The organism is Pedobacter sp. AK013 (assembly GCF_014205835.1).
GTDB lineage: Bacteria > Bacteroidota > Bacteroidia > Sphingobacteriales > Sphingobacteriaceae > Pedobacter.
In genome coordinates this window covers 44,107-59,920 of record NZ_JACHCQ010000003.1, presented here as the reverse complement: position 1 = coordinate 59,920, position 15,814 = coordinate 44,107, and the positions used below count along the sequence as shown (strand labels likewise).

7 protein-coding genes are annotated in these 15,814 nt (G+C 38.4%); 2 read left to right on the top strand and 5 right to left on the bottom strand.

What is annotated here, in order from left to right:
• Positions 1-8: 8 nt before the first annotated feature.
• A complete protein-coding gene (locus HDC90_RS02855) occupies positions 9-1,721 on the top strand; it encodes a RagB/SusD family nutrient uptake outer membrane protein (protein ID WP_184463704.1) in 1,713 nt (570 codons plus the stop codon).
• Positions 1,722-2,113: 392 nt separating this feature from the next.
• On the opposite strand, the gene HDC90_RS02850 is transcribed toward HDC90_RS02855, so the two are convergent.
• Entirely contained in the window at positions 2,114-3,448 is a 1,335-nt protein-coding gene (locus tag HDC90_RS02850; protein WP_184463702.1) for an MFS transporter, read from the bottom strand.
• A gap of 236 nt (positions 3,449-3,684) precedes the next feature.
• Entirely contained in the window at positions 3,685-5,022 is a 1,338-nt protein-coding gene (locus HDC90_RS02845; RefSeq protein WP_184463700.1) for an APC family permease, read from the bottom strand.
• 357 nt (positions 5,023-5,379) lie between these two features.
• Between HDC90_RS02845 and HDC90_RS02840 the strand changes: the two genes are divergently transcribed.
• Positions 5,380-7,251 carry a DNA topoisomerase IV subunit B gene (locus HDC90_RS02840; RefSeq protein ID WP_184463698.1) on the top strand — a complete coding sequence of 624 codons (1,872 nt, stop codon included), beginning with the start codon at positions 5,380-5,382 and terminating at the stop codon, positions 7,249-7,251.
• 190 nt (positions 7,252-7,441) lie between these two features.
• Here HDC90_RS02840 and HDC90_RS02835 read toward each other — a convergent pair whose 3' ends face one another.
• From HDC90_RS02835 to HDC90_RS02825, 3 genes are read right to left on the bottom strand one after another with little or no spacing between them, the layout of a single operon-like run.
• Entirely contained in the window at positions 7,442-8,473 is a 1,032-nt protein-coding gene (locus tag HDC90_RS02835; RefSeq protein ID WP_184463696.1) for a YihY/virulence factor BrkB family protein, read from the bottom strand.
• A gap of 7 nt (positions 8,474-8,480) precedes the next feature.
• Positions 8,481-10,796: a BamA/TamA family outer membrane protein gene (locus HDC90_RS02830; protein WP_184463694.1), complete on the bottom strand. Its 2,316-nt coding sequence runs from the start codon at positions 10,794-10,796 to the stop codon at positions 8,481-8,483.
• A complete protein-coding gene (locus HDC90_RS02825; RefSeq protein WP_184463692.1) occupies positions 10,780-15,771 on the bottom strand; it encodes a translocation/assembly module TamB in 4,992 nt (1,663 codons plus the stop codon). The genes HDC90_RS02830 and HDC90_RS02825 overlap by 17 nt, the downstream gene beginning before the upstream one ends.
• Between the last annotated feature and the right edge of the window lie 43 nt (positions 15,772-15,814).

Genomic DNA, 15,814 nt, shown 5'->3' with positions numbered 1-15,814 from the left:
ATATCAAAATGAAACATATAAAATATATTCTTCTTTCCTTATTAATTTGCAGTACGTTTTCCTGCAAAAAGGAGTTTTTAACGCTTCAGCCACAAGGCGAATTAACAGAAGACCAACTGACTACACAAGACGGTGTAGAAGGTTTGTTAATCGGGGCGTATAGTTTACTTAACGGTAATGTAAACGGAACTTATGGCAATTATGGTGCCGCGCCAAGCCAATGGTTATTTGGTGAAGTTGCTTCTGATAATGCACATAAAGGGAGTGAGATAGGCGATCAGCCACCAATGAATGCCATTGAGCAACATGCGCCAACTAGTACAAACGATAATTTATCGAATATCTGGGACAGGTGTTTTGAAGGGATCCAACGCTGCAACAATACCCTTAAAATTTTGGCAAACCTGCAGGCCGGAAAAGGTACCGCAAAATTTGGCGATGCCCGTGCAAAGGAAATTCAGGGCGAAACCAGATTACTAAGGGCACATTATTATTTCTTTTTGGTACGGATATTTAAAGTGGTGCCATACATTACGGAAGCTACAAGCGGTACTTTTGTTCCAAATGATAAAGATATTTATCCAAATATCGTAGATGATCTTCAGTTTGCTGTTGCCAATTTAAGCACAATCAAACCAAAAAATCAAAAAGGTAGGGTAGATAAATATGCTGCTCAGGCTTATCTTGGAAAGGTATATTTATATCAGAAGAAATATCCTGAAGCCTACGATTTGTTGAATGCTGTAATTTTGGCAAAACCATCTCTGATTGATATGCCGTATTCAGATAATTTTGATATCACCAAAGAAGACGGGCCAGAAACCATTATGTCTGTTCAGCACTCCGTTGGAACAGATGGTACTGGTGGTGATAATGGTAATGTGGGCGATATGCTTAACTTTCCGTATGGCAATGCGCCGATTAAATGTTGCGGTTTTTTCCAGCCAACTATAGATTTGGCTAACTCATTTAAGGTAAACGCCGTAGGTTTACCGCTATTGGATGGCAGTTACCGGACTAATCCATATAAATCTGATTACGGATTAACCGGAGCCGATAAAACAAATTATACCGTGGATAAAACTTTACCTTTTGATCCAAGAATTGAATCAACAATAGGAAGACGCGGTGTTGCATATCGCGATTGGGGTTTAATGCCTGGCGATACATGGATTCGTGATGCCAGTAACGGAGGCCCTTTTTTAGCTGTTAAGAATACTATTGATGCTGCTCAGATTTCGAGCGGAACAGCACCTGGAAACACCAACATAACCGGATTAAATGTGAATCTGATCCGCTTAGGTGATGTTTATCTGATGGCGGCAGAATGCGCGGTAGAAAAAGGCGATTTAGACAGAGCTTTAACTTTGGTAAACGCAGTAAGGGCACGGGCAGCTAAAATAACACCCCAGTCTATAAACGGAGTGCCGGCTGCGGCTTACAAGGTTAGTGGGTACGTGTCGTTTCCAAATGATACTTATGCTAGAAATGCAGTACGTTTCGAACGCAGATTAGAATTGGCAATGGAAGGCCACCGGTTTTTCGATCTTGTGCGTTGGGGTATAGCCAAACAAACGCTTGAGAGTTATTTTTCTTTTGAAGGTGGCTATTTTAACTACTTAAAAGGCATTACCATTGAAGCCAGGGATGATTATTTTCCTTTGCCTCAAGATCAGATAGATAGAAGTAAAGGGGTATTAAAACAGAGCCCGGGATATTAGTTTATAAACGAGTAAATGGGCGGAGCGATGATCATAAACATTGCTCCGCCAATGTATTTTATGCTATGAATATACAAAGCTTGGAGTATGACGATCGTCTTAGGAATGTGCGCTGAAAACAAATAAATAATAGAACTAATAAAAGATGTGTCCGCACGGTAGGCTTTAACATGGGACTGGGTAACTGAAATACTGCTACTATCGGGAGTAAAATAAACCCGACCAACAGCGTTATCCCGATTTAAGAATAGTTTAATTTATATACTTCTTTTATCGGGATTAAGCAAAGGGCGGGGCTGCAGTAACCGAAGCAGCATAGAAATTGCTTTCCATAAAAAATCAAAATAATAGAACAACCACTTTTATTAAGGAACTTAGGTTATTAGGCTAAATCATCTCTCTTCTTTAAACCTGCTAAAAAACAAAAGGGCAATTAAACAGAGCCCGAAACCTACAATTCCATTTAATCGTAATCCGAAATCGTTTCCGGGGTCTTTACCATAAATGGTAAGCATGGCGAAAATGGCGATACCTAAGGTTTGGCCGAGTTTTACGAAAAGGTATTTCACAGCGAAAAACATACCCTCGTGGTTTTCACCCGTTTCTAAAGTATCTCTTTGAGCAATATCCGCTAAGATCGCCGTGGGTAAAATACCGAGCGCCGCTAAGGGAAATGAAGCGGATAGTACCAGGATGTAAATCTGTGTATGCGGGCCTAATGGCAATTTGCCTAAAAAGAAAATGGTTACAAATATTAAGCAAAGTACACCAAAGGCAAGTAATACAAAAGGTTTTTTACCAATTTTAGCAGAACCAAAATTAACCAGCGGGTAAAATAGTAAGGAAGCCAAAACCATGGCACCCATAAATTTCCCACCTTCTGATTCTGGGAGACCCAATAAAACGGTACAGAAAAACAATAAACCGCTTGATATAATGCTTAATGCGGTATAAAAAGCAAAATCAGAGATCAGGTAATATTTAAAATTGCTGTTTTTAAAGGTGCTCCTTATTGCGGGCCATAAAGGTATATGGGTAGGTTTGGCCACCGAAAATTCTTTTTCATTGATGAAAAAAATTGGCAATAACATTACCAGGCCCGATAAAATGCATAAACCCCATATGGCAATCTGGATCGCCTCGCTACGGTTGGCTACATGAAAATTGTCTTCAACCAGATCGGCAAAATTGTTGGTGCAGGCTGATAAAATAATGCCGATGACAAAGCCCACTTGTTGATAGCTGGACAGCTTAACTTTCTGTCTTGGCGTATTGGTTACTTCGGCTAGTAAAGCGTTATAGGGGATAATGTAGGTGGTAACCGATACAAAAAACAAGCAAAGCGTTACGGTGAGCCACAAAGCATTGTGCAGGCTTTCGGTTTTTTGGACCGGGTAGAAAACCAGTCCGCAGAAAAGCATTGCCGGGATAATAGCCCATTTCATAAAAGGCATTCTACGGCCATTTTTATTGGTGCTTGCATCGCTTTTAGATGCAATAAAGGGATCGTAAATGGCATCTACCAATCTGCCTGAGGCAGCAATAATAGAAAGAATATTAAATGCACCCAATAAAACAAGCTGCGGCACCAAGGGCGGTAAGCCAGCATTACTTGGTGGAAGATAGAAATAGGGAAGCATTACAATGATAATATTTGTCATTGTGCTCCAACCAATCATACCTGCAGCGTAAGCAATTTCTTGTTTTAAGGAGAGTGTTCTGTTCATTAATTATTTAAATTCTTTTATGTTTTTGTAAAGCAGGTTTCTGTTTTCATCGGTTAAATTAGTCCTGCTTTCCATTTTATTTCGCTGCGCTTCATGTTCATTCCAATCAGGTTTATTTTACTTAGGTCTGCCTTTGGCAAGTTCCAAAGATTTGGCGTCATTCCTGCGCAGGCGGGAATCTTAAAGCTTATTGCATTAGGATTCCCAATCAAGTTGGGAATGACGATCCGCCGGTACTATTTTTTCTTAAACCACCTGCTCACAAAATACATTGCCAGAAAGCCAACAAAAATATATAAACCATTAAGTGCCGCATTTTGATCATCAGCGTAAATGCTGAAGGCAACAAAGGTATAAGCGGCAATAAATATGACAGGCAATATAGGATATAAAGGAACAGTATAGATAGTTTTTTTATCAAGATGTGCTGTTCTTTTTCTGAGGATGAAAATAGTGGCTGCAGAACTGGCCATGCTAATGCTTTCTAAGAAAATGGTATAGTTTAAAATCTTGTCGAAAGTTTTTGCATAGAAAATAATTACAACGGCAATTAATGTAAAAACCGTTAAGCTAATGGTAATTACCGCTGTTTTTTTATTCATCCTGCTGAATATTTTTGGCAGGGCACCTTCTTCGCCCATGGCAAACATCGCTCTCGGGTTACTCAAAAGGTTTACATTTACATAACCCATTACCGAGAAAAAAATAATTACAGAAAGGGCGTTGAATCCTGCTGTACCAAATATTTTTGAAGCTAATATCGCTGCTATACTTTCTGCTGATTTCAGTTCTTCGAAACCGATAACTTTTACATATACATAGTTAATAGCCAAATAAAGGATCACAATAATAGTTAAGCCGATAATGATGGAACGCGGGATTACTTTCTTGGCTTCTTTAACTTCGCCACCAAAATTAATGGTCTGTGCATAACCTGCGTAAGAAAAAGAAACGGCAATTAAACAAAGACCTAATGCTTTTCCGTAATCAGACCAGGTTGGTAAAGTGCTGTTTGCTGTTTTAAAAATTGGTGTAACGGTTTGCGTTTTCCCGCCAAAAAATACAGCACAGATGAGTGTTAAAATCATTCCGATTTTAATCACTGTTAATACATTCTGTGTTTTAGCACTCGCTTTTAAGCCTAACAGATTAATAAAATAGAAAGCTAAAATAGTGATGATGGCTATGGCGACCCGGTAGGTTTCGGTTTGTTTCTCAAGTGGGAGAATAATTTTGCTCAGGTATTCTGCGCCAATAATTGAAATTGCTGCTACAGATGCTGCGCTTGAAATAATAACGATACAGTTAATGGCGAAAGCAATAGAAGGATGATAAGCCGCTGAAAATATTTTGTAATACCCGCCTGTTACCGGAAAACGCGAACCTATTTCAGCATAGGTTAATGCCCCGCAAAAAGCCACAAAGCCACCAATAAACCAGGCCAGGTAAAAAAGTTCAGGAACCTGGGCCTTGGCTGCAACATTTACGGGCGTGCGGAATACACCCATTCCAATAACTAAACTTACCACAATCATGGATAGGTCGAATAGTGAAAGTTGCTTCTTCTGTTGCATTAAATAGGATTTATAATATGGGATGAAGATAGGAAAATTTGAATGATTGATTAGGGGTAATAAATTAGGTGTAATCGGCTTCTGAGGATGTGGAAAAATGGTTCATCGTTTGATCGCTCATGGCTGATCGCCCATAAGCCAATTGACCATGAACCATTGCCCTTTACGACTCACTGTTTATATGTGGAAATTTTATTTTGCGAGCCTCACAGAATAAATCTATTATTGTATAATAATTCTGAAGAATGTATTTGAAAATATTTTTATTTCAATCATCAGGGTTATTTCTACAAATTCTTCATTGCTTTGCAAGCCTATAAATGCAAAGTTTTTCATTGAAGAACAGATAAACACAGTATGGCAGAAGTAATTTATAACGACGACAGTATTCGTTCATTAGATTGGAAAGAGCACATCAGGCTTCGTCCAGGTATGTATATTGGTAAACTTGGCGATGGTTCTGCTCAAGATGACGGTATTTACGTTTTGCTAAAAGAAATTGTAGATAACTCTATTGATGAGTTTGTTATGGGTACTGGAAAGACCATCGAAATTACGCTTTCGGAACAAAAAGTGAATGTACGCGATTACGGTCGTGGTATCCCATTAGGTAAGGTAATCGATTGTGTAAGCAAAATAAATACCGGAGGTAAATATGACAGTAATGCCTTCCAAAAATCGGTAGGTTTAAATGGTGTGGGTACCAAGGCGGTTAATGCACTTTCTACCAGTTTTACCGTACAATCGTACCGTGATGGAAAAACAAAAAAAGTAGAATTCTCTAAAGGAGAAATTGTAAACGAACAACCCGTTATTGATACTACTCAGCGTAACGGTACAGCCATTACTTTTTATCCGGATGAAACCATTTTCAGAAACTACCATTACATACCCGATTTTGTAGAGAGTATGGTTTGGAACTATGTATTCTTAAATACCGGTTTAACTATAAATTTCAATAACCAGAAATACTTTTCAGAAAGAGGTCTATACGATCTGCTTTCTAAATTTAATAAGCCAGAAGAAATCCGTTACCCGATTATCCATATGATTGGGCCAGATATAGAAATTGCCATGACCCATGGTCAACAGTATGGCGAAGATTACCACTCATTTGTAAACGGACAGCACACCACACAGGGAGGAACGCACCAGGCGGCGTTTAGAGCTGCGGTGGTGAAAACCGTTCGGGAGTTTTTCAAAAAAGAGTTTGATGCGGCCGATGTACGTTCATCTATTATAGCGGCAATTTCTGTGCGTGTACAGGAGCCTGTTTTCGAATCGCAGACCAAAACAAAACTAGGCTCACAGAACATGGGCCCCGAAGGCCCATCGGTAGCTACTTTTATTAACGATTTTGTTAAAAAAGAGCTTGATGACTATCTGCACAAACACCCAGACGTTGCTGATGCACTTTTAAAACGCATTATTCAATCAGAACGCGAGCGTAAAGATATTGCAGGAATTAAAAAACTGGCCAACGACAGGGCTAAAAAAGCTTCTTTACACAATAAAAAACTGCGTGATTGTAAGGTGCATTTTAATACCACGCACGAGAAACGTTACGAAACCACCTTGTTTATTACTGAGGGAGATTCGGCTTCAGGCTCAATTACTAAATCGCGTGATGTGGATACCCAGGCGGTGTTTAGTTTGAAGGGTAAGCCGCTTAACTGTTATGAGCTTACCAAAAAAGTGGTTTACGAAAATGAAGAATTTAACTTGTTACAACACGCTTTAAATATCGAAGATGGTTTAGAAGGGCTTCATTATAACAATATTGTAATTGCAACAGATGCCGATGTGGATGGTATGCACATCCGTTTGCTGATGATGACTTTCTTCCTGCAGTTTTTCCCTGATCTGGTAAAAGCGGGCCATGTTTACATTTTACAAACGCCACTTTTCAGGGTTAGGAATAAAAAGGAAACTATTTATTGCTATAGTGACGAAGAACGTAAAAATGCAATCGAAAAACTGGGCAATAAACCAGAAATTACCCGATTTAAAGGTTTAGGAGAAATTTCTCCTGATGAATTTGGGTTATTTATCGGAAAAGATATCAGGTTAGACCCTGTTATTTTGAAAGATCAAACGATTAAAAGTTTGCTGGAATATTATATGGGCAAAAATACGCCAGACAGGCAGCAGCACATTATCCGTAACCTAAGAATAGAGAAGGATGAAGTAACTGAAGAGCCTAAAGTGATTACTGAAGAAGTAGCTTAGTAATATCTGGTTTGTGTCTTCACTAACCAGTTTTTATTCATAACATAAAAGAGAAGTCAAGTTTTAAAAACTTGACTTCTCTGGTTTATAATGTGTTCTTTATGTTTAAATCGTCACCCTGAATTTATTTCAGGGGCTATTTTGCTGGAAAGATGTTGATCCCAAAGCTTGATGCTGTATGACGGCCGTTTTATTCTTTAGGTACACTTACCGTATCTTCAGGGTGTTGTGGGGGCAATATATCTACCTTTTTCTCTACAATAGTAATTTTGGTAAATACAGCATACTTACTAGGAGAAATGCCATTATCGTACTTTTCGGCATAAGCCTGTGTAAATTCAGCGCCGAAGTAGAGTATAATGGAAGTATAATAAATCCACAATAAAATAACAATGATTGAACTGGCTGCGCCAAAGGCCGAACCTGGATTACCTTTTTCGATATAAATCCCGATCAGATATTTACCTAAACTAAAAAGAACCGCGGTAAATAGTGCCCCAATTATTGCAGATTTCCAGCGGATGATAACATCGGGTAATACTTTAAATATAACGGCAAATACAGCCGTAACAGCCGCAAGCGTAATTACATTGTTTAAAATATAAATCAGTAAGGCCATGGTATCATTAGCAACCGGAATCACTTCATCTATATTACTTTGTGAAAGTAGGTTGGCTAATTTAGAACCTAAGCCTACCACTACACTATTTACTACTAGGGATACCAGTAATAAAAACCCCATTGAAACAATTAGTGAAAAAGACAATAGCCTGTTAGAAAGCATTTTAATCCAGCCTTTTTTAGGAACAGCCTTTACTTTCCAAATCATGTTTATACTATCCTGTATTTCGATAAAAATAGCGGTAGAACCGATAATAAGCGCAACAATCCCCACAACTAAACTAAAAGTTGATTGACCTGTTTTGTTGGCATGTTCTACAAAACCCTGTATCTGGCCTGCCGCATCTTTACCCACCAATTCGGTAACCTGGCCAAAAAATTTCCCCCGTGTTTCCTCATTTTTTTTATCACCCAAAAATAGCGTGGCGGCAGAGAGGAGGATTATGATAAGCGGCGTAAGCGAAAAAATGGTGTAATAAGCAAGTGAAGCACTTAATTTAGTTACCCTATCTTCCATAAAACCTTTTCCTGCGGCTATAAAAAGGTGATAAATGGCAACAAAAAAATATTTGATCTTATGTAATACTCTTACTCTTTTCATCGAAAAATTAAAAAGGATACCCTATCCCAATGTTAAAAATTAAATTCTGTTTACGCCAGTCCTTATTACCGAAGGCAATATCATCGAACACCCATCTTTGTCCTTCTGGTAAGTATGGTTTACGTACCGGGAAAGCTACATCTAAACGGACTACAAAAATGCTGACATCTACCCGTACACCTGCACCAGTACCTACAGCCAGTTCGTTAAAGGCATTTTTTAGCTTAAAACCAGATCCAAGCCTTGCTGTCTCAGGTTTGTCAGGTTCTCCAAGATCTTCTTTTCTCAACCAGATATTTCCGGCATCTACAAACAGTGCTCCGTAGAGAACACTCACTATTTTAAAACGGAGTTCCGAATTGAGCATTAGCTTAATATCTCCACCCTGATCGGCAAAAATCGCATCATCCGGAACTTTATAAGTGCCAGGCCCCAAAGTACGGGCAGGGAAAGCCCTAACATCGTTACTGCCACCGGCAAAGAATTGCCTTACAAAAGGCAATGAGGTGCTGTTGCCATAAGCAAAACCATAACCTAAATTTAAGCGGTTGGCCCAGATCAGGCTTTTGGTAATTTTATAATAATCTCTTAAATCGGCCTCTGCTCTGATAAACTGGTTGAGCGGAGTATTAAAAATGGTGCGTTTCCCTTCGTCATTTTTAGAGGTAAACAGGCCCCAAACGTTTCCGCCGGTTTCTAAAGCACCATAGAAATAGGTGTTGTTGCGGCGGTTATCTTCCATCTGGTTGGTATAGGTGAAGTTGTAATTGCTGCCGACGATAAACTGACTTTCTAAGGTGCTTCTTAATAATGGATTTACTTTATAAAGACTATCTTCGACATCTTTATTTGGAAACCCTGTTGACACGTAACTAATCGAAATCGGGTTAAAATTATGCTCTTTGTACTGATTTTCTTTAAAATTATAACCGTATTCGCCTTTTACGGCATGCAAAGTATATTCAGAACCTCGGTTTAGCATTTGGTAAGAAAGTGAAGTAATGGTTCTCGGAATAAAGGCATTGGTGCTGTTGGGTTTGTAAAATGGTACAATTAACCGCGGAAAGGTTAGCTTTCCTTCGGCGGTTAACGACAAGGAGTTTTTGCCTAGTGAAGTTCCTTTAGTTTGTGTTTCGAAACCACCGCTTAAACTGATGTCTAACTGCTCTGCATTTCTAAATAGGTTTCTGGTGGTTTGTGTAACTTTTACCTCTGAGCCGACGAAATTGTTTGATTTACTTGTTCCTGTAACAGAAAAGGTAAGAGAGTTTTTCTTTAAAGGCGTTAAATAGATATTTAAATCGAGCTGATTGTTTTTGAAACTATCAACCGGTAAAAATTCGGCCCTCACATCTTGAAAAGCACCTACATTTACCATTCGGTTTAACGATTGGTTATGATCTTTACGGTTATAAGGTTCGCCTTTTTGAAAAAATACCAAACGATCGAAAAGTCTTGGTTTAAAGGTGTTTCGGTCATCATATATATTGAAATCATTATATTGAAGCGGTTTTAACTTTCTTAATGTACTATCTCTCCTCAACGAATAACTAGGGTATATGTTAATGTTTTTAATGGTATAAGGTTTTAATGCTGCATCTGGAGCAATATCTTTTACCTTAACCGAAACATTAACCAGGTTTTTACCTATGGTACTATCTACCTGCATAATTAAATAATCGGGACTGAAATAGAAATAGCCATTTTCCTTTAAATCGTTATCAATCCTGATCCGCTCATTTTTATAGGTGTCAATATCATAATAATCGCCAACTTTTAGCAAGGTTTTGCCTTTGTTGGCATTAATGATTTTGGTAAGCACCCCGGTATCTGGCGGAAAATTAATCTTGTTGATTTTATAACGTTGACCTGTGACTGCAGTATAAATGGCTTTACCTTTTTTTCCTTTAATAACGGTATCGCCGGTAACATTGGCCTGTAAATATCCTTCACTAATGAGGTAACTGGATAGTACATCATTGTTGTATTTCAGTTTTACATCGTTCAATAACACCGGGGCTTCTCCTTGTCTGCGCAACCAGTTTCTAAAACCTTTTGGCTTTTTGGGTTCGCCAGCAAGATTGTAAATGCCCAATTTAAACTTTATGCCCAAAATAGATTTATTTGGGCGTGGCCTTGTTTTAGCTTCCAAATCGGTTTTAACCTGTTTTTCATTGTCAATTTTTCCGGATGAATCAGGATTGATTTTTACCTCGGCACCGGTGTACAAAATCTGGCCTGGTTTTAACGATTTGGTACTACTGCAAGCTGCCCAAACTAAACAGGCCAATAAAAATAAAAGCGGTCTAATTAGTTTTCTCATCTTGTGCTTTCTGTTCAATGTTTCTTATTCTTCTGATCCTTTTCTTTTGGAAAATCTCTCTAAATTTATTGTAATCTACAACCAGCGTAAAGCCTAAGCCTGTTTCAACAATCTGTCCCTGTACAATCATATCGTTCTGGTTTCGGCGATAGGCCCTTAAACGATAACGTCCATCAGCAGAAAGCGCATATTCTACGTTTACATTCCCCGCAATATTGGTCGATTTTTCTCCTGGAGCCTGTGGCCCTTCCAGTGCAAAAGAGCTTCCTACGCTAACGGTTAACCTGTCGTTTAAAAGTTTTTTCGATAAGCCAACCTCCAGATCCGTTTTTTGCTGCATCGAACCGGTTGAATAATCTTCAGATGAATTTACACCGAAGTTCAGATCAACACCCTGAATTAGATCAGAGGTTAAATTATTCAATTGCTCGGTTAACAGTTTGCTTACACTCGAACGGGCAAGCGTAGAAACACCGCCACCGCCGCCAGCCAAACTTTGGAAAGGGTTGTTTGCAATAAACCGGTTTAGGGCAAGTAAAGAAAGAACCTGTTTGTTCAATTCACTTTCATCGCGGTTTACATTAATCAATTTGGTATAAACCTGACCACTTAAAGCCCCGCGCTCATTTTCTGGCAGATCGAGCTTAAAGGAAATCGTAGGTTTTAACAATTCCCCTTTTATCATCAAATAAACCTGGAAAGGCAATTTGGTTCTGGCCTCGTAAAGATCTGGCTGATTTAACAGATCGATAGGTGCAGCGTTAACTTCGTATAGTGCCGTAATATTTGCAGTAGCAGAAGTAGGTTCGCCTGTCCACACAATGGTACTCCCTTTAACCAGTTTAAATTCTTTTTTTACAACGGCCAGCGTTAAATTGTATGAACCATCAACGATCTCGTACCGACCGGTCATACTGATTTTACCACTGGGATCCATTGTTACATTTAAGTCTGCATCACCTCTAACTTTTAGATTATCACCAGTAGATGGATCTACCACAACGTTTAGTTCTGCTTCAGGATCGACAGTTACTGCTGCCACAAGGTTTAAGCCTTTGATGGGTGATTTGCTGATACTGTCAACCTTTAAGGCTTTTTGTCCGTTAAATGGGGGGGCATCGGCATCAATAAATTGCACTATACCTTCCTGATCAATAATCGCTGGATCACTTGAAGGTAAAGCAAAGAAAAATTTTGTACCCTTATTTACCTTGATGTTCATGTTTACATCTGGTTGGTTCAAATCTCCACGCACCTTAACATTGCTGGTTAAAAACACCGTACCATAAATCATATCATTATCGGCTGCGGTAGAATTGATTGCCCTGAAATTGTTCGTTCGGATATCTAAACCGAAGCGGTAGTTTTTAAAATCGGTGGTGTAGATCTTTCCGTTTACAGTTGCTTTTTGATTTAAGGAATCAATTAGTGTAAAGTTATTAAAACTGATGCCTTCATTTGTAAACGATATTTTTTCATTCGGCATACGGAAATATGAGTTTACATAAGCCACTTTGATTCCTGCATTGTTAAAGGTTAAGTCGCCCAGAATTTTCGGAGCCGCTAGTGCGCCCTTAACAGTAAGTGCCCCGGTTAAGGTACCTGTACCGTTTTTAAGCTGGCCTGCGGATAAACTTTCGATGTTTTTCATTTCAATCTTATCTACGTTTACCGTAAGATCTAAAGCGCTTTCTGGTGCAGTATAATAGAAGCCATTAACCCTTAACTCATGCACGCCGGTTAGGGCCACATTTACCTCGAAGGCATTTTCGATATTGTTGTTTACGGCGAGGCGCAAGGTACCCAGCTGATCTTTTTGGTAACGTAACTGATCGATGGTTAAGTTAGCTTCAAATTTTGGTGTGCCGGCCAGGTCTTTAACATTAGCCGTTCCATTTAAACGACCGCCAACCAAAGTGGTATCGGTTTCTGCAAATTTGGTTAAGGTTTCTAACTGGAAATCTTTAAATTCTACTGCCAAGGGGGCATTTGCTTCGGTAGGATTGCTATTGATGGAAAGTGATTGGCCCTTATTGCTGATCTGAAATTGATTAACCAATACACCTGAGGCACCGAACTGGATATAATTGTCTTGCGAAACTACCCATTTCTGGTAATCGAGCAGAAGTTTCTGTGGATCGAGGGTGAATTTAAAATCTTTGTTAATAGATTGGAAATTACCACCAATTACATATTTATTTTTGCGCTGCCTGTCTCGTAAGAAAACATTTACGCCTAAATTATTGCTGGCTGCTTCGCCACTTACTTCGGTATTGAAGAGTGCAATAGATGGGCTTTGGAGACGTTTAACGGTTAAACTATAGTCTAATTTATTGTTGTCGTTATTGATGTTTAGCACGGTGGTATCGACCTTAAAATCACCATATACCACCTGTGGGAAATTCCCTTTAATCTGTAAGCTATCTTTATGTGTATCGATTAATCCGTAAAACTGAGATTGTTTGAATACCGTTAACTCGGGTACAAATTCCTTTAATAATTTAGAGTCGTAAACCTGTACAAAAAACCTTAAGCGTTGATCGGGAACTTTAGTTACAGTGCCAAAAGCGTAATATTTATTAATTTCGTTGATGATGGCATCGCCTACTTTGGTGAGCTGGTATCTGCCATCAATTTTAGCCGATAGTATTTCAGATTTTAAGGTTAGCTCATTTTCTGTAGCGGTCGATTTTGCACGGATGGAAATCGTATCTACATTGATTTTTTGTTTGTCTTTTACCAACTGTAAGCTGGTAACATCAACCGATCCATTTAAATAATCAGCATCTGCAGTGGCTAAGTCTACTTTAACTATACCTGCAGCACTTAATACTGTTGGGCTAAAGTTTAATGCCTGTAAGTTTACCTGCTTTAAGTTTAAATCGGCTTTTACCGCTGGATATTTACCTGCCAAATTCACTTTAGCATCTAAATTAAAGTTGGCATTACTATCGGGCATGTTACTTTTAATGCTGACATTCTGGTTACTGTAATTGCCGGCAAGGCTTAAATTACGATAGGTATATTTATTATAGTAAGCATTAATAACCCTTGCGTTAAATTTTGCATTAATCTTTTTAGGATCGAGCCCTATACCTGCAACATTTGCTTTAACTGAAATCCTACCCAATTTTGGCTGCATTTTTAAGAGCCTGCCAACATTGAAGTTACTTAAACTAATATCTGCCTTATAGCTTTCTTTACCTTTAGGCCCTTTCATTCCTGCAACCACAACAGCACCACCCATATCGGTATTAATGTTCATGTTGGTGTTAAAATCGGTCATTGAACCTTTAAAATTACCTTTCGCATCAATTACGTTCGGCAATTCGATTGTTGGCGGTAAAGATTTTTTAGGTACAGCTACCACGATATCTCCTTTGGTAACATGAAGTTTTTTAATGTTTAAATCGAGATAAGTTTTCTTGATATCTGGTAAGCCCTTTGCCTTTCCGCTAATATCAATCTGGGTATTTTTCAAACCGCTGATCTGTAGTTTTGGAATGTTCAGGTTATTCAGATAGCCATTAACATCGGCATTCAGCTTTATTTTTTCGTTGCGGTAGTTGGCTGGTATGGCATCGCTAAAAAAGCCAGCATCCTTTAAACCAATGTTGGTATTTTTAAAGGTTAAATTCAATTTAACGCGTTCAGGATGTTTGGTTAAATCCTCCATCGAGGTAAAATTTAATTCTGTCGCATTTTCGATTGAAGTGTTAGGCGTTTTTAAAATGAAATTACTCAGCTTAATCTGTTTGTCGTTATAAACCGCATTACCTCTCAATTGATCCAAGACAAAACCACTTTTTTCCTTTAACGATCCATTTTTAACATTGGCCTTTATACCTGCAGCGCTGTAACTTACATCACTGGCGCCTAAATTGAGCTGGTTAATTTTTAGGTGGTTAAAGTCCATACCTTTCGGGGTAGATTTTGCCCCAAGATTATCGAATTGTACATTGTTATCCGCTAAGCTGATATGCTTAATAATTAAACCCAAAGGCGATTTTTCGGGCACTACAGTATCTTTAACTTTCTTTAAATCATTACTTGGCGCTGGCTTAAAAGCAAAAAGAATATTCGATTTGTTTAAATGTGCATCATCAACAGCATATTTACTGTTGGTTAAATCTACCTTTAGGCTTACCAGCCCCAGGTCATTTACGTCGGCAACAGCTTTGGTAGTGGATAGCTGATCGTCATAATTTACTTTTACCTTACTGAAAATGAAGTTCTGCACTTCTATTAATGGTAACTTTCCCTGTTTTTTCTCGCTGCTATCAACACTGTTTGTAATGTGTTGCACCAACTGTACCAGTGGTTTTTGTTGCAGATAACGTAAAGAAGTGTTCACTAAACTCAATTCTTTAATTACATAATGCTGATTGGCCAGATCAAAATCTTTGATTTTGGTTTTAAATGCGCCCAGGTATAATTTCACATCATTACCTGCCACGTCATCACGATAGTTGATGCCTATATCTTCAAATGAAACTTTATCGACAGAAAATTTAAGGGTAGAGGCAGTGTCTTTATCTACTTTTTCCTCAGGCTTTTTCTGATCGCTCATAAAAGCATCAACCAGAAACGAAAAGTTGAAAGTTGTATCAGGACTAATACGCTTAACATTTGCACGTATGTTTTTCAGCTCAATATTGTTAACCTCGATGGTGTTTTTTAACAGTTTAAATAAGCTGATATCAACTGCTAGTTTTTCGGCGTATAATAAGGTATCACCTTTACGGTCTTCGATATAAAATTTATTTAAAACCACATCTTTTGGTAAGGCAATTTTAATGCTTTCTAAACTTACCTCTGTTTTGGTTTTATTTTTAAGGTAGTTTATGGCTTTGTCTTTAACAAAATTCTGAACCGCCGGAATATTTAGAGACAGGGCTAAACCAACAACCAGAATAATGATGGAAGCAATTACCCACAATAAAATTTTTAGACTTTTGCGTACGTATTTATTCAAAGCTAAGTGTGTTTGGTGTTTGATAAATGCATGCCATTAAAAT